This window comes from Pseudomonas paralactis (assembly GCF_001439735.1).
Taxonomy (GTDB): domain Bacteria; phylum Pseudomonadota; class Gammaproteobacteria; order Pseudomonadales; family Pseudomonadaceae; genus Aquipseudomonas; species Aquipseudomonas paralactis.
In genome coordinates, this window is record NZ_JYLN01000006.1 from 63,297 (window position 1) to 78,097 (window position 14,801).

The 14,801-nt window shown below is 62.2% G+C and carries 15 protein-coding genes; 7 read left to right on the top strand and 8 right to left on the bottom strand.

Going from position 1 to position 14,801, the window contains the following annotated elements; genetic code table 11:
* Nucleotides 1–17: 17 nt before the first annotated feature.
* Genes TX23_RS16565 through arsC form a run of 3 tightly spaced genes read right to left on the bottom strand, consistent with a single transcriptional unit; the run spans nt 18 to nt 1,370 of the window.
* Nucleotides 18–422 (bottom strand): DUF2069 domain-containing protein, encoded by a 405-nt coding sequence (locus TX23_RS16565; RefSeq protein WP_057703128.1) that lies wholly within the window; start codon nt 420–422, stop codon nt 18–20.
* A complete protein-coding gene (gene wrbA / locus TX23_RS16570; RefSeq protein ID WP_014718885.1) occupies nt 406–1,020 on the bottom strand; it encodes an NAD(P)H:quinone oxidoreductase in 615 nt (204 codons plus the stop codon). Before wrbA ends, TX23_RS16565 begins: the two co-directional genes overlap by 17 nt.
* Nucleotides 1,017–1,370, bottom strand: coding sequence for an arsenate reductase (glutaredoxin) (gene arsC, locus TX23_RS16575; protein ID WP_057703129.1), 354 nt, complete (start codon nt 1,368–1,370; stop codon nt 1,017–1,019). The genes wrbA and arsC overlap by 4 nt, the downstream gene beginning before the upstream one ends.
* Nucleotides 1,371–1,485: 115 nt before the next feature.
* Between arsC and TX23_RS16580 the strand changes: the two genes are divergently transcribed.
* Nucleotides 1,486–1,947 (top strand): TlpA disulfide reductase family protein, encoded by a 462-nt coding sequence (locus TX23_RS16580; RefSeq protein ID WP_057703130.1) that lies wholly within the window; start codon nt 1,486–1,488, stop codon nt 1,945–1,947.
* A 676-nt stretch (nt 1,948–2,623) separates the two neighbouring features.
* On the opposite strand, the gene TX23_RS16585 is transcribed toward TX23_RS16580, so the two are convergent.
* The 4 genes from TX23_RS16585 to TX23_RS16600 all read right to left on the bottom strand — a co-directional run bounded on the left by TX23_RS16585 (nt 2,624) and on the right by TX23_RS16600 (nt 7,441).
* A complete protein-coding gene (locus TX23_RS16585) occupies nt 2,624–3,028 on the bottom strand; it encodes an META domain-containing protein (RefSeq protein ID WP_057703131.1) in 405 nt (134 codons plus the stop codon).
* Nucleotides 3,025–3,465, bottom strand: coding sequence for a hypothetical protein (locus TX23_RS16590; RefSeq protein ID WP_057703132.1), 441 nt, complete (start codon nt 3,463–3,465; stop codon nt 3,025–3,027). Before TX23_RS16590 ends, TX23_RS16585 begins: the two co-directional genes overlap by 4 nt.
* Before the next feature lie 71 nt (nt 3,466–3,536).
* Complete coding sequence (locus TX23_RS16595) at nt 3,537–4,526, bottom strand: 2-hydroxyacid dehydrogenase (protein WP_057703133.1); 990 nt, start codon at nt 4,524–4,526, stop codon at nt 3,537–3,539.
* Nucleotides 4,527–4,687: 161 nt separating this feature from the next.
* Nucleotides 4,688–7,441 (bottom strand): response regulator, encoded by a 2,754-nt coding sequence (locus TX23_RS16600; RefSeq protein ID WP_057703134.1) that lies wholly within the window; start codon nt 7,439–7,441, stop codon nt 4,688–4,690.
* Nucleotides 7,442–7,646: 205 nt separating this feature from the next.
* Here TX23_RS16600 and TX23_RS16605 point away from each other — a divergent pair, with 205 nt between their 5' ends.
* On the top strand, nt 7,647–8,375 hold the full coding sequence (locus TX23_RS16605; RefSeq protein WP_057703135.1) for a response regulator transcription factor: 729 nt from the start codon (nt 7,647–7,649) through the stop codon (nt 8,373–8,375).
* On the top strand, nt 8,362–9,720 hold the full coding sequence (locus TX23_RS16610; RefSeq protein ID WP_057703136.1) for a sensor histidine kinase: 1,359 nt from the start codon (nt 8,362–8,364) through the stop codon (nt 9,718–9,720). The genes TX23_RS16605 and TX23_RS16610 overlap by 14 nt, the downstream gene beginning before the upstream one ends.
* Before the next feature lie 3 nt (nt 9,721–9,723).
* Here the strand turns inward: TX23_RS16610 and TX23_RS16615 are convergent, their stop codons facing one another.
* Complete coding sequence (locus TX23_RS16615; RefSeq protein WP_005789057.1) at nt 9,724–10,239, bottom strand: DUF2062 domain-containing protein; 516 nt, start codon at nt 10,237–10,239, stop codon at nt 9,724–9,726.
* A gap of 136 nt (nt 10,240–10,375) precedes the next feature.
* Here TX23_RS16615 and TX23_RS16620 point away from each other — a divergent pair, with 136 nt between their 5' ends.
* The 4 genes from TX23_RS16620 (at nt 10,376) to lpxK (ending at nt 14,781) form a co-directional block, all read left to right on the top strand.
* Nucleotides 10,376–12,601 carry a DNA internalization-related competence protein ComEC/Rec2 gene (locus TX23_RS16620; RefSeq protein WP_082629642.1) on the top strand — a complete coding sequence of 742 codons (2,226 nt, stop codon included), beginning with the start codon at nt 10,376–10,378 and terminating at the stop codon, nt 12,599–12,601.
* Between the two features lie 109 nt (nt 12,602–12,710).
* Entirely contained in the window at nt 12,711–13,346 is a 636-nt protein-coding gene (locus tag TX23_RS16625; protein WP_046068614.1) for a MotA/TolQ/ExbB proton channel family protein, read from the top strand.
* Nucleotides 13,343–13,771, top strand: coding sequence for an ExbD/TolR family protein (locus TX23_RS16630; RefSeq protein WP_057703138.1), 429 nt, complete (start codon nt 13,343–13,345; stop codon nt 13,769–13,771). The genes TX23_RS16625 and TX23_RS16630 overlap by 4 nt, the downstream gene beginning before the upstream one ends.
* A complete protein-coding gene (lpxK, locus tag TX23_RS16635) occupies nt 13,771–14,781 on the top strand; it encodes a tetraacyldisaccharide 4'-kinase (RefSeq protein WP_057703139.1) in 1,011 nt (336 codons plus the stop codon). Before TX23_RS16630 ends, lpxK begins: the two co-directional genes overlap by 1 nt.
* The last annotated feature ends 20 nt before the right edge of the window (nt 14,782–14,801 follow it).

Sequence of the window (14,801 nt, forward strand, 5' to 3'; positions counted from 1 at the left end):
CTCCTACAGGGAGTGGGTCAATCGGCCAGTCTACGGTTCAACTGATGCCGCCAACGCACATACAACAGCGCCGTACAAAACACCGCCAGGCTCGCCAGCATCTCCAACACCCCGAACCACTGACGGTTCGGGTCGTACGCCGCCAGCGCGCCCTTGATGAAATACAGGTTCACCACAAAGCACATCCACGAATGCCCGCGCGCGCTGCCGATCATCATTCCTGGCGCCAGCACCAGCAGCGGCACCAGCTCGATCAGCAGGATCACCCAGGGCCGCGCGCCGTGCAGGTCGGCAATCAACAGGTAATACACGCACAACAGGCCTACCAGGGCGAAAAACGCCAGCAGGCTCAATGCGCGTGCAATTTTGACCCGTGGTTCCAGCCACGCCTGGGGCGGCAGGACTTTAGGCTTCCTGGCCACGGCCGTTCTCCAACAGCGTGGCGGTCTTGGCCAGGCGCAGGCCCAGGGCCCGGCACAGGGTGATTTCATGTTGATCGAGCATACGCTTGCCGTCAGGCCCGGAATGGTGGCTGGCGCCGTACGGCGTGCCCCCGCCCTGGGTATCGAGCAGTGCCTGTTCGCTGTAGGGCAGGCCGGTGATCAACATGCCATGGTGCAGCAGCGGCAGCAGCATCGACATCAACGTGGTTTCCTGGCCGCCGTGCAGGCTGGCGGTGGAGGTGAACACGCCGGCGGGCTTGCCGACCAGAGCGCCGGTGAGCCACAGGTTGCTGGTGCCGTCGAGGAAGTACTTGAGCGGTGCCGCCATGTTGCCGAAACGGGTCGGGCTGCCCAAGGCCAGGCCTGAACAGTGCTTCAGGTCGTCCAGGCTGGCATACAGCGCGCCTTCATCGGGAATGCTCGGCGCCACGGCTTCACATTCGGTGGAAATCGCCGGCACCGTGCGCAGACGTGCTTCCATGCCGCCTTGTTCGATACCTCGGGCAATTTGCCGGGCCATTTCGCTGACCGAGCCATTGCGGCTGTAATACAGCACCAGCACATAGGGCGTGGTCACGGCAGAATCTCCAGTACGTTCTCGGGCGGTCGGCCAATGATGGCTTTGTCGGCGGTTGCCAGGATCGGGCGCTCCATCAGCTTGGGGTGCTCGGCGATGGCGGCGATCAATTGCGCTTCGCTAAAGCCGGCATCGGCCAGGTTGAGGGCTTTGTATTCGTCTTCGCCGGTGCGCAGCAGTTGGCGTGCGCTGATCCCCAGCTTTTTGAGCAGGGCCTTGATCTGCGCGGCGTCCAGCGGGGTTTCCAGGTAGCGCACTACGGTGGGGGTGAGGCCGCGGGCTTCAAGCAGTTCGAGCGCACCGCGGGATTTCGAGCAGCGCGGGTTGTGATAAAGCGTCAGATCGGTCATGTGCGGGTCGCATCTTGCGTAAGGTGGCGGGTATTCTACCTGCGCTGGCGCCTGTCCTTAAACCGTAAGAGGCGATAGGCCGCAGCCAACGTTCATTTTTGCGAAGGAATACCCCATGACAAGGCGACTGATCGGTGCATTGGCGATCATCACAACCCTGCTGCTCAGCGGCTGCGGTAACGATTACGGCGTTGACCAATATGGCCAGAAAGTGGCGGCCGAACGCTTGGACAAACAGTGGCTGGTGGTCAATTACTGGGCCGAATGGTGTGGGCCGTGCCGCACGGAAATCCCCGAGCTCAATGCCTTGGCCGAACAACTGAAGGGGCAGGGCGTGGGCGTGTTCGGGGTTAACTTCGACAACGTGCAGGGCGAGGAACTGAAGGCCGCCAGCGACAAGCTGGGGATCAAGTTCACGGTCCTGGCCCAGAACCCGGACGGGATCTTCGAGATTCCGCGCAGTGAGGCGTTGCCGGTGACTTACATCATCGACGACAAGGGCAAGGTGCGGGAGCAGTTGATGGGGGAGCAGACAGCGGAAGGGGTGTTGGCCAAGCTCAAGGCCTTGAAAGGCTAAAACTGTGGGAGCTGGCTTGTCTGCGATGGCCATGGGTATCTACACAATTTTGGAGTGACGCTGGACCTGTGGCGAGGGAGCTTGCTCCCGTGACGGCTTGACAGCCGACGCTGATCTAACTGAGGCACGGTGATCCAAATGTGGGAGCTGGCTTGCCTGCGAAGGCGGCCTGCCAGCCGACCGGGATATTGGATTTGACCGAGTACATATCCATTATTTAGGTAACGGCCATCGATGGTTCCGCTCTGACAGCGACTCACTTTTGAAAAGCGCAAAAGTAAGCAAAACGCTCTTGCCCCACCACTCGGCACCTCGCTTAGGCTCGGTGTGCCCGTAATCCGCCAGTGATTTGGGGCGCCGCCGCCACGCGCCATCCATGGCGCGGGGCGGCTAAACCGGCATCCCTGCCGGTTTACCCCCCAAATCCCTGTCGAATTCCGGCCAGCGTGGTTTGACGGGGCGCCTGAGATCAAGATCAAAAACAGAGCAAGAGCAAGAGCGACTCGCTTCGCATCGTGGTTACCGTCTGCTGTTACAACCCACAAAGTTGTGTAGATACCTATGCTGCGATGGCATCGCTGCGGTGTACCTGATACACCGCGTGGTCCGCATCGCAGGCAAGCCAGCGCCCACAGAACCAGAGGACACCGCGTTAATACAGGAGCGTGCGCCCAGGTCAGCCTTCTTCGAGCCACAAACGAATCGGCTTGCCTTCGGCCGGCCAGAAGCGCGTCTGTTCGATCGGCGAGATGTCCCAGCGCTGAACGCCTTGCAGGGCCTGGAAGAAGCGGTGCTCCTGCTCCATCAACGCCTCGGCGCACATTTTGCGGGTGCTGCCGATAGCTCCGAAGCTCAGCTTGTCACCCTCGACGGTGTACGGCGCAAACCAGTGGTTGCAGCCGCCGTTGCCGTAGGCACGGCCATCGGCGCCCAGGGTGACGGTCAGGTGCGCGTAGTCCATCAACGGCCGCTCACCGATCCATTCCACCACGTAGCTATGGTCGCGTTCGAGCTTCGCGCTATCAGCGGCGCAGCCCGTCAGCCCCACGCCGATTGCGGCGAGCAGCAGCGGGCCCTTCATTGGGCGGCCTGCTGGCATTTCGGGCAGCGGTGTTTGTCGCCTTCGCCGGCCCAGCCGAGTTCTTTGATGCGTGCGTTGGCGGCCGGTTGCAGCGGCTCTTTGGTCAGCTTGGTTTCCACCGCGAATTCAAACTCCAGTACGGCCTCGCAGCTGTCGCAGTTGACCTTCCAGGTGTGAATCTCCAGTTCGCCGAACTTCGGCCCCTGGGCCATGGCGACCCATTGGCCCGCCGGGCGGATGGAGTAGCGCGCGTCCCCTTCGACCGTCAGGCGCATCGACAGGGTTTTACTGCCGCGAAGGGTGACGATCAGGACGTCGCCGTGTTTGATCGAACCACCGTTGCCGGTGACCTGGTAACGGCCCGGCACCAGGGCGCGGCATTCGATCAGGGTGTGTTGCGGGCTCAGCAAGCTGAAGCGGAAATCGTGTTCGGCCATGGATCCTCCAAATAGGCGCGGCATCCTATCACGGGTGCAGGCCCATCATGAGCCTGGTATGTGACCGCTGATCAACCCTCGACCAGGTTCTGCGCCCGGCCATCGGCCCACGCCACAATGTTGGCCAGCGTGGTGCCGGCGATCGCCGCCAGGGCTTCACGGGTGAGGAATGCCTGGTGTGCAGTGATGATCACGTTGGGGAAGGTCAGCAGGCGCGCGAGTACGTCGTCTTGCAGGGGCAGGTCCGAGCGGTCCTCAAAAAACAGCTGGGCTTCTTCTTCATAAACGTCCAGCCCCAGGTAGCCCAATTGGCCCTCCTTGAGGGCTTCGATCAGCGCGGGCGTATCGACCAGGCCACCGCGGCCGGTGTTGATCAGCATTGCGCCGGGCTGCATATGCGCCAGGGAGCGGGCATTGATCAGGTGTTTGCTGTCGGCAGTCAACGGGCAGTGCAGGCTGATGATCTGCGCCTCGGCCAGCAAGTCGGGCAGGCTCACGTAGCGGGCGCCCAGGGCCTGGACGTGTGGATTGGGGAAGGGGTCATACGCCAGTAACTGGCAGCCGAAACCGGCCATGATCTTGGCGAAGGTTGCGCCGATCTGCCCGGTGCCGACCACACCAACGGTTTTGCCGACCAGATCAAAACCGGTGAGCCCATGCAGGCTGAAGTCGCCATCGCGCGTGCGGTTGTAGGCACGGTGCAGGCGGCGGTTAAGGGCCAGGATCAGCGCCACGGCGTGTTCGGCCACGGCGTGGGGTGAATAGGCCGGCACGCGTACGATGCTCAGGCCCAGGCGTTTGGCGGCGACCAGGTCGACATGGTTGTAACCGGCGGAGCGCAGAGCAATCAGGCGTGTACCGCCCTTGGCCAGTTGCTCCAGCACCGGGGCACTGAGGTCGTCGTTGATAAAGGCGCAGACCACCTGATGGTGTTCGGCCAGGGCCACGGTGTCGAGGTTGAGGCGGGCGGGTTGGAATTGCAGTTCCAGGCCGGCCGGCAGCGGTTCGCCAAGGAAGCTCTCGCGGTCGTAGGTTTGGCTGCTGAAGAGAATGACGCGCATTAAGAAGGCTCCCTGCAATTTACATATTGGAGTGCTGACTGAATGTGGGAGGGGGCTTGCCCCCGATTGCGGTGCATCGGTTACAGATATTTCGACTGACAAACTGCTATCGGGGGCAAGCCCCCTCCCACATTGTTGATTCGTTGCCCATGAAAACAGGGTCAGGCACTCACTCTGGCTTCGCTGGCCAGCCGCGCAATCGCCATGTCCAGTTCATCCAGCGCGGCCATGGCCTTGGCATCATCCTGTTTGAGCAGGGTTTCAGCGCGTTGGCAGGCCGCGCGCAGTTGTGGCACGCCACAGTAGCGTGTGGCGCCGTGCAAACGGTGCACGCGTTCGATCAGGGCATGGTTGTCATTGGCTTCGCGGGCGACGGTAATCGCCAGGCGGTCGGCTTCCAGGGAGGCCAGCAGCATGGCGAGCATATCGGCGGCCAGGTCGGCCTTGTTGGCCGCCAGGCGCAGGCCTTCCTCGTGGTCGAGCACCAGCAGTTGCACGCCTTGAGCCAGGCCTTCGTTGACGCGTTCCGGGCCTTGGTTACGCAGGGCCAGGCCGGTCCACTTCAACACCACCTGGGCCAGTTGCCGCTCGCTGATGGGTTTGGTCAGGTAGTCGTCCATGCCGCTTTGCAGCAGGGCGCGTTTTTCATTGGCCATGGCGTGAGCCGTGAGGGCCACCACCGGCAGCGGCGTGCCGTGTCGCTCGCTTTCCCACTGGCGAATCGCCTCGGTGCTTTGGCGACCGTCCATGCCGGGCATTTGTACATCCATCAATACCAGGTCGAAGGTTTCCTGTTTCACCGCATCAATGGCCGCGTAACCGCTTTCCACCGCCAGTACCTTGGCGCCCATGTCTTCCAGCAGGGTTTGTACCAGCAGCAGGTTCGCCGGGTTGTCGTCCACGCACAGCACACGTGGCGCACGGCTGGACAACGGCTCTCCCGGCTCGCTGCGTGACGGGCGAGGGCTGATCAGGTCGGCCAGGGACCGGCGCAGCTTGCGTGTACAGGCGGGCTTGGCCTGCAATTGGCTGTTGGGGTTGGGCACCGATTGGTTGAACAGCATCTGCTCGGTGGTCGGGCACAGCACCAGTACCTTGCAACCCAGGTGTTCAAGGTCCCACAAATGTTGGTTGAGACGCTCGGGCGGAATGTCATTGGCGGTGACGCCAAGCACGGCCAGGCTGATGGCCTGTTCGGTCTGGTGCGCACTGGTAATGCCATTGGTCAGGCTTTCCAGGGTATTGAACGGTGTGACTTCCAGGCCGCAGTCTTCCAATTGATGTTGCAGAGCCTGGCGCGCCAGTTCGTGGTTTTCCAGCACGGCCACGCGGCGTCCCAGCAGCGGTGGGGCGGGCAGGTCTTCGACGTCGTCGCGGGTCTTGGGCAGGTTCAGGCTGATCCAGAACTCCGAGCCTTCACCTGGTGTGCTGTCGACGCCGATTTCGCCGCCCATCTGCTCGATCAATCGCTTGGAAATCACCAGGCCCAGGCCGGTGCCGCCAGGCTGGCGCGACAGCGAGTTGTCGGCCTGGCTGAACGCCTGGAACAGCGCGCGTACATCCTGGTTGGACAGGCCGATGCCGGTGTCTTGCACGCTGATGCGCAACTGCACGCTGTCTTCCTGTTCGTCCTCGACCATCGCCCGGGCGACGATGGTGCCTTCGCGGGTGAACTTGATGGCGTTGCTGATCAGGTTGGTCAGGATTTGCTTGAGGCGCAGCGGGTCGCCCACCAGCGCCAGCGGCGTGTCGCGGTACACCAGGCTGACCAGTTCGAGCTGCTTGGCATGGGCGGCGGGAGCGAGGATGGTCAGGGTGTCTTGCAGCAAGTCCCGCAGGTTGAACGGCACGCTGTCGAGCACCAGCTTGCCGGCTTCAATCTTGGAGAAATCGAGGATTTCGTTGATGATGCCCAGCAGGTTGTCGGCGGACTTTTCAATCGTGCCCAGGTAATCCAGCTGGCGCGGCGACAGCTCGCTTTTTTGCAGCAGGTGGGTAAAGCCGAGGATACCGTTGAGCGGCGTGCGGATTTCATGGCTCATATTGGCCAGGAACTCGGACTTGATGCGGCTGGCCTCCAGGGCCTCCTTGCGTGCCAGGTCCAGCTCGATGTTCTGGATCTCGATGGTCTCCAGGTTCTGACGCACGTCTTCGGTGGCCTGATCGATGCTGTGTTGCAGTTCTTCCTGGGCGTTTTGCAGGGTTTCGGCCATGCGGTTGATGCCCGATGCGAGCTGGTCCAGTTCCTGGCTACCCAGGGGTGGCAGTCGCGTTTCCAGGTTGCCGTCCTTGAGCTGGGCCACGGCTTGCTTGATCTGGCCAATCGGCGAATTGATGGTGCGGCTGATCCGCAGTGCGAGCGCTGCGGTAAACATCAGCCCGATGGCGATCAACAGCAGGCTGGCGAACAGGCTGCGGTAGCCGCGCAGCAACATGCCATTGTGTGAGAGTTCCACTTCGACCCAGCCCAGCAGGCGGTCGGCCTCATCAGGTATCACGTCGCCGGCGAGGTTGCGATGACGGCCGAATACCGGCAGCAGATAGCGGGTGGCATCGTTGCCGGTGCGCTGCAACAGGCGCGAACTGTTGCCGGTGGGCGGCAGGTTGAGCATGGTCGGGCCGGCGTGGGCCATGGGTGAGCGGTCCGGCGCCAGGAACGACACGGCGCGCACGTCCGGTTGCTCCAGGGACTGGGTGGCGATGCGCTCCAGCAGCTCGGTGTTCTTGTGGCCCAGGGCGGGCGCTACCAAGGGCGCCAATTGCTCGGCGATCATTTCGCCGCGTTGCAGCAATTGGCTCTGCAACTCCGACAGTTGCATCCAGGTGAAGTAGCCTCCCAACAACAGGGCCATCAGGCTGGTCGGTAATAAGGTCAGCAACAGTACGCGGCCTTTTATCCCCATTCTTCTAAGCACGCCACTCTCCTGCTACCACGTTGTTATCCATTATCCACACAGGCATCCGGCCCGCGCCACCTGCGCAGTGTAGCCATTTGCACGGTCTGGAATCTCGCAAATTAATGACATGCGGCAATCTTCGGGCCATTCGGCGCCGGGTGGCGATTGCCTGTGAACGTTTAATCTTGAATAATCAGTGATTGAGAATGACTTGCAGACGCTAATGAATCCCGCAGCAGTTGGCTTACCCACAATCCTGACCATCGAAGATGACCCTGTGCTGGGTGCCTACGTGCATGAGCAGCTTGGTCGCAGTGGTTTCCAGGTGACGTGGTGCCGCAACGGCCAGCAGGGCCTGCAAATGGCTTGCGAGCAGGCGTTCGACCTGGTGTTGATGGATATCCTGCTGCCGGGGCTCGACGGTTTGTCGATCCTCACCCATTTGCGCAGGAGCCATACCATGCCGGTGATCCTGATGTCGGCCCTGGGCGCTGAAGCCGACCGCATCAGCGGCTTTCGCCTGGGGGCGGACGACTACCTGCCCAAACCGTTCAGCATGGTTGAGCTGCGTGTGCGCATTGAAGCCATCCTGCGCCGCGTGGCCCTGGACCGCCGACCCGAGCCGCCGCGCCCGGTGGTGCGCGAGGATGCCCGGGTACTGCAGTTCGATGATGAGCGCTGTGATGTGGCCTGCCAGGCACAGTGGGCCGGGTTGACGCGCAGTGAATACCGTCTGCTGGAAACCCTGCAGCGCAATGTTGAAGAAGTACTCAGTAAAGCCTTCCTGTATCAGCACGTGCTGCAGCGTGGTTATGCGCCCCATGACCGCAGCCTCGATATGCACGTCAGTCAGATTCGCCGCAAACTCAAGGCCATCGGCTACGCCGAGCGTGAAGTGCGCACGGTGTGGGGCAAAGGCTATGTGCTGAGCGGTCATGATGAAGGGCTTTGAGCGGCTGCCTGGCAAGCACTCACTGTTTTGGAAACTGGCCTGCCTGTTGATCGCCTTCTGTTTGCTGATGATTTGGCTCAGTTGGTCGTGGGGCCGCTACATGGAACAGCAGAGTGCTTACCTGTCCGACAAATCGCGGGAGATCCTCAACGGTTACGCCGCAGGTGCCGAACTGGCGTGGAGTACGCAAGGCAGCGCTGGTGTGGATGCCTGGTTGCAGCTGATGGCCAAGCGCGAAACTACCTGGGTGGGAGTGATCGGCAACGATTTGCAATCGCTCGGCAGTACGCCTCTCAACGACAAGGAAAGTCAGCGCCTGACCTTTTTGCGCGGCCTGGATTGGCCGGTCAGCCGGCATGTCATCGGCCTGCCGTGGATGAAGGTACCGTTTCCGGTTGACCCCGGGATGGGCTCGCTGGTGATCGAATTGCCGCAGCGCTTTATGCCGGGCCGCTATCAGCTGTTCTGGCGGGTGGTGACCAATGGCGTCATCCCGGGCCTGTTTACCTTGTTGCTGTGCATTGGCCTCTATCGGCTGCTGATCATGCCCCTCAATCAACTGCGTGAGCAGGCCAATGCCTGGCGTGCGGATCAATTGAATACGCGGATGTCCCGCGATGCCACCAGTCGTCAGGACGAACTGGGGGAGTTGGGCCGCGCCTTTGACCATATGTCTGAACGCTTGCAGGGCACGGTGCGCTTGCAGCAGCAGTTGCTGCGCGATATGTCCCATGAATTGCGCACGCCCTTGAGCCGCCTGCGGGTGGCCTGCGACAGTGAGCAGGATCCGACCCGTTTGCGCGAGCGCCTGGGCCGGGAGATCGACGCCATGCAACGCCTGGTGGAAGACAGCCTGCAACTGGCCTGGCTCGACAGCGAAACAGCGCCGCTGCCCCAGGAAGATATTCAGCTCCAGGCGTTGTGGGACATGTTGCGGGAAAACGCCTGTTTCGAAAGCCATTGGCCGGCATCACGCTTACCATGCCTGTTGCCGGCCGACAGCTGGGTGCGCGGCAACCTGAATGCACTGGCCCAGGCCCTGGAAAATATCCTGCGCAACGCCATACGTCACTCGCCAGCCGATGGCGCCGTGCTACTCGACGGCTGCCGCGAGGGAGATTATTGGCATATCTGGCTGCAGGACCAGGGCGGCGGCATTGATGAGCAGGATTTGGAACGTATCTTCGCGCCCTTTACCCGCTTGGACGGCTCGCGACCTGGCGATGGTGGGTTCGGCCTGGGCTTGAGCATTGCCCGCAACGCTGTGCAGCGTCAGGGCGGGCGCCTGTGGGCGCAGAACTGCGGGCCGGGTTTGCGTGTGCATATGCGCTTGCCGGCCCGTTAACCGTCAACGGCGACGCAGCTTGCGTTTCTTCCACTGGTGGGCGACCCACCAGCGCCAGTAGGCCATGGTCAAGCAATAGGCCAGCGCACCCAGCACCAGCCCCAATACCACCGAGCCCAGCAAAAACGGCTGCCAGAGCGTGCTCAACTGGCCGCTGATCCATTCCCAGGTCAGGTCGTCGGGCAGGCTGCGCGGCGGTACATTCATCAGCCAGGCGCCGGTCAGGTAGGTACAGACGAATACCACCGGCATGGTGACCGGATTGGTCAGCCATACCAGGCTGACCGCTATCGGCATATTGCCGCGCACGGTGATCGCCAGGATCGCTGCAAGCAGCATCTGCAACGGAATCGGTATAAACGCCGCAAATAAACCCACCGCCATCGCGCGCGCGACTGAATGCCGGTTCAGGTGCCAGAGGTTCGGGTCATGCAGCAGGGTGCCAAGAAACTGTAATGACTTGTGTTCCCTGATGCTGCTGGGATCGGGCATGTACCGTTTGAATAAGCGCCGGGGCATAAGGGGTCCAGGTCAATTTGAAGGGCAAGTATGCCCGGATTCTATAAACAGAAAATTCAGACTTTGTGACAAAACATCATAGGCGCTCCCGGTCAGTCGGCTAAGACTTAAGTGGATCACTGGAAAAGGATGATCCATGAAAACAGGGATGTTCGCGCTGGCGCTGGGGTTGCTGGCGTTGCGCTGGTTACCCGCGCTGCCGTCTGGCGCCGGGCTGCTGGCCATGCTGATACTGGCCTTGATACTGCTGCCTTTTCGCACCTATCCCGTGGCGTTCTTTCTGGTTGGCTTGAGTTGGGCCTGCATCAGCGCACAGTGGGCACTGGATGATCGATTGCAACCGACGCTGGACGGTCAGACACGCTGGGTGCAAGGGCGTGTCATCGGCTTGCCGCAGCACACACGCACGGGCGTGCGTTTCGAGCTGGCCGACAGTCGGTCCCGTAATGCACGGCTACCCCAACGTATCCGCGTGTCCTGGCACGGCGGGCCGACCGTAAACAGCGGCGAGTACTGGCGTCTGGCATTGACCCTCAAGCGGCCTGCCGGCCTGCTCAATTTCCATGGCTTTGACCACGAAGCCTGGCTGCTGGCCCAGCGCATCGGCGCCAGTGCGACGGTGAAGGACGGTGAGCGCCTGGCGCCGGCGCGCCATGCCTGGCGCGATGCGGTTCGCCAGCGCCTGATGGCCGTGGAGGCCCACGGCCGTGAGGCGGGCCTGGCGGCGTTGGTGTTGGGCGACGGTTCCGGGCTTGCACCTGAGGATTGGCAAGCGTTGCAGAACACCGGCACGGTGCATCTGCTGGTGATTTCCGGACAGCACATCGGCTTGCTGGCGGGGTTGATCTACGGCTTGGTCGCCATGTTGGCGCGCTATGGTTGCTGGCCGCGAGGCTGGCCGTGGCTGCCGTGGGCGTGCGGCTTGGCGTTTGCCGCGGCGTTGGGCTACGGCCTGCTGGCGGGGTTCGGAGTGCCGGTGCAGCGGGCGTGTGTGATGGTCGGCCTGGTGCTGCTGTGGCGTATGCGTTTTCGCCATTTGGGGGTCTGGTGGCCGTTGTTGCTGGCGTTGAATGGCGTGCTGCTCATTGAGCCCCTGGCCAGTTTACAGCCGGGGTTCTGGTTGTCGTTTGCGGCGGTCGCGGTGTTGGTGCTGGCGTTCAGCGGGCGCCTGGGGCCCTGGAACGTCTGGCAGATCTGGACCCGCCCCCAGTGGTTGATCGCAATTGGCTTGTTTCCGGTACTGCTGGTGTTGGGGTTGCCCATCAGCCTCAGTGCCCCGGTGGCCAATCTCTTCGCCGTGCCCTGGATCAGTCTGGTGGTACTGCCGTTGGCGCTGCTGGGCACGGCGCTGCTATGGGTGCCGTTGATCGGCGAGGGCCTTTTGTGGCTGGCTGGTGGCGCGCTGGATGGGTTGTTCAAGGGCCTGGCGCTGCTGGCTGCACAACTGCCGGCCTGGGTACCGGCTGAAGTGCCGTGGATGTATTGGTTGGTGAGCCTGGCGGGCGCAGTGATCGTGCTGTTGCCCAAGGGGCTGCCGTTTCGAGTGCTGGGTTGGCCGATGCTGTTGGTGGCAGTGTTTCCGCCCAGGGATGGGGTGCCCAATGGCCAGGTGGAGGTGTTGCAACTGGATGTCGGTCAGGGCCAGGCACTGATTCTGCGTACCCGCCATCACACCTTGCTCTACGATGCCGGCCCACGCTCGGGGCCTGTCGATCTGGGCGCGCGGGTGGTCTTGCCGTCGCTGAAAAAGCTCGGGGTAGGGCAGTTGGACATGATGCTGCTCAGTCATGCCGATGCTGATCATGCCGGCGGTGCGGCGGCGGTGGCTCTTGGCCTGCCCGTCAAGCGTGTGGTGGGCGGTGAAACCGAAGGGCTGCCAGCGTTCCTCGCTACACAACCCTGTAGCAGTGGCGAGCAGTGGGAGTGGGACGGCGTGGCATTTGAACTGTGGCAATGGTCTGACGCGATTGAGGGTAATCCGAAATCCTGCGTATTGCAGGTCCAGGCCAATGGCGAGCGCTTGCTGCTCACCGGTGATATCGACCGCGCCGCCGAACAAGCATTCCTGGCCTCGCCGCTGGCGGTTCCGACCAACTGGCTGCAAGCGCCGCACCATGGCAGCCGCAGCTCTTCATCCTGGTCTTTCCTGCAGCGGCTGGCGCCAACAGCGGTGCTGATTTCCCGGGGGCGCGGCAATGCGTTCGGGCACCCGCATTCGCAGGTGCTGGAGCGCTATCAGGCATTGGGCAGCCGGGTCTATGACAGTGCCGAGCAAGGCGCTGTACGGTTGCGCCTGGGAGCATTCACGCCACCGACGGTTGCGCGCAGTCAACGTCGTTTCTGGCGCGAACCGTTACCGTAACCCGGCGTTACCAAAGACTCAGGGCCGCAACGGGCGGGCCTGTTGCCGACGAACCCCGCCGCTGAACCTATATGGTAAAGTGGCGCACTTTTTCGAGGGGACATTCACTGTGTGGGAATTGGTCAAATCCGGCGGCTGGATGATGTTGCCGATTATTCTGAGCTCCATCGCCGCACTCGGCATCGTCGCCGAACGCCTGTGGACCCTGCGCGCCAGTCGCGTGACCCCCGAGCACCTGCTGGGGCAGGTCTGGGGCTGGATCAAGAACAAACAGCTCGACAAGCAAAAGCTCAAGGAGCTGCGCGCCAATTCGCCGCTGGGTGAAATCCTTGCCGCCGGCCTGGCCAACTCCAAGCATGGCCGCGAGATCATGAAAGAGTGCATTGAAGAAGCCGCTGCCCGGGTTATCCATGAACTGGAGCGCTACATCAACGCTCTCGGTACCATTGCCGCTATGGCACCGCTGCTGGGCTTGCTCGGTACGGTGCTGGGCATGATCGATATCTTCAGCTCGTTTATGGGCGCTGGCATGGCGACCAATGCGGCGGTTCTCGCCGGTGGTATTTCCAAGGCCCTGATCACCACGGCAGCGGGCCTGATGGTGGGGATTCCGGCGGTGTTCTTTCACCGCTTCCTGCAACGTCGCATCGACGAGCTGGTGGTTGGCATGGAACAGGAAGCCATCAAGCTGGTGGAAGTGGTGCAGGGCGACCGTGACGTAGACCTGGTCGAGGGCAAAGCGTGAAATTTCGCCGCAAGCAACGGGAAAATGTCGATATCAACCTCGCGTCATTGATCGACGTGGTGTTCATCCTGCTGCTGTTTTTTGTCGTGACCACCACCTTTACCCGAGAAACCCAGCTGCGTGTCGATCTGCCGGAGGCGGTGAGCGGTTCATCCGCCGAAGACCAGCAGGTCAAGCAATTGGATATCGCCATCAGCGCAGACGGCGTTTTTTCAGTGAATAACCAATTGCTGCCGAAAAACGACCTCGCCAGCCTGATGGAGGCCTTGCAGAAGGAATCCGGTGGCGACACCCAGCTACCGCTGTCGATCAGTGCTGATGGCAAGACCCAACACCAAGCGGTGATCACTGCCATGGACGCGGCCGGCAAGCTGGGCTTCAGCCATTTGCGCATGACCACCGTCGAGGCGGCGAGCCCGCCCTGATGGCCATGTCCGATCGTTTGCTCAAGGCCTGGTACGAGGGCCATCCGGCATTGGTGCTGTTGCGGCCGCTGGAGTCACTGTATCGCCGGGTGGTGGAACGCAAGCGTGCGCGCTTCGTGGCAGGCGAGGGCGAGATTTATCAATCACCGGTGCCGGTGGTGGTAGTCGGCAATATCACCGTGGGTGGCACCGGCAAAACGCCGCTGATCCTGTGGTTGATCGAGCATTGCCGTCGTAGCGGTTTACGCGTGGGCGTGGTCAGCCGTGGCTACGGCGCCAAGCCGCCGCAGTTGCCGTGGCGGGTCGAGGCCAGCCACAGCGCCGAGGTGGCCGGCGACGAGCCCTTGCTGATCGTGCAACGCAGCGGCGTAGCACTGATGATCGACCCCGACCGCAGTCGCGCAGTAAAGGCCCTGCTGGCTAGTGAACCCCTGGACCTGATCCTCTCCGACGACGGCCTGCAGCATTATCGCCTGGCCCGCGATCTTGAACTGGTGCTGATCGATGCCGCCCGCGGCCTCGGCAATCGTCGCTGCCTGCCTGCCGGGCCGTTGCGCGAGCCGGTAGAACGCCTGCAGAGTGTGGATGCATTGCTCTATAACGGTGCCGGTTCGGACCGTGAGGATGGTTTTGCCTTCCGGCTGCAGCCCACCGCGCTGGTCAACCTGCACAGTGGCGAGCGCCAGCCCGTCACGCACTTTGCGCCGGCCCAACAGGTGCATGCGGTCGCCGGTATCGGCAATCCGCAACGTTTCTTCAATACCCTTGAAACGCTACACTGGCAGCCGCTGCCCCATGCTTTTGCCGACCACGCGCCCTACAGCTCCGAGGTCTTGAATTTTACCCCGTCATTGCCGCTGGTCATGACCGAAAAGGACGCGGTGAAGTGCCGCGCCTTTGCCCAGCCCGACTGGTGGTACCTTGCGGTGGATGCGGTACCTTCGCCGGCGTTCGTCGCTTGGTTCGACACGCAGCTGATGCGTCTGCTGCCCAATCGTCTATTGCCTTAACGCTTCTTTCCAGGAATCAC

Excerpts from the sequence above, each read along its gene's own strand:
- arsC (WP_057703129.1), bottom strand. The coding sequence starts at position 1,370 with ATGACCGATCTGACGCTTTATCACAACCCGCGCTGCTCGAAATCCCGC.
- TX23_RS16580 (WP_057703130.1), top strand. The coding sequence starts at position 1,486 with ATGACAAGGCGACTGATCGGTGCATTGGCGATCATCACAACCCTGCTG.
- TX23_RS16585 (WP_057703131.1), bottom strand. The coding sequence starts at position 3,028 with ATGAAGGGCCCGCTGCTGCTCGCCGCAATCGGCGTGGGGCTGACGGGC.
- TX23_RS16590 (WP_057703132.1), bottom strand. The coding sequence starts at position 3,465 with ATGGCCGAACACGATTTCCGCTTCAGCTTGCTGAGCCCGCAACACACC.
- TX23_RS16595 (WP_057703133.1), bottom strand. The coding sequence starts at position 4,526 with ATGCGCGTCATTCTCTTCAGCAGCCAAACCTACGACCGCGAGAGCTTC.
- TX23_RS16605 (WP_057703135.1), top strand. The coding sequence starts at position 7,647 with ATGAATCCCGCAGCAGTTGGCTTACCCACAATCCTGACCATCGAAGAT.
- TX23_RS16610 (WP_057703136.1), top strand. The coding sequence starts at position 8,362 with ATGAAGGGCTTTGAGCGGCTGCCTGGCAAGCACTCACTGTTTTGGAAA.
- TX23_RS16615 (WP_005789057.1), bottom strand. The coding sequence starts at position 10,239 with ATGCCCCGGCGCTTATTCAAACGGTACATGCCCGATCCCAGCAGCATC.
- TX23_RS16620 (WP_082629642.1), top strand. The coding sequence starts at position 10,376 with ATGAAAACAGGGATGTTCGCGCTGGCGCTGGGGTTGCTGGCGTTGCGC.
- lpxK (WP_057703139.1), top strand. The coding sequence starts at position 13,771 with ATGGCCATGTCCGATCGTTTGCTCAAGGCCTGGTACGAGGGCCATCCG.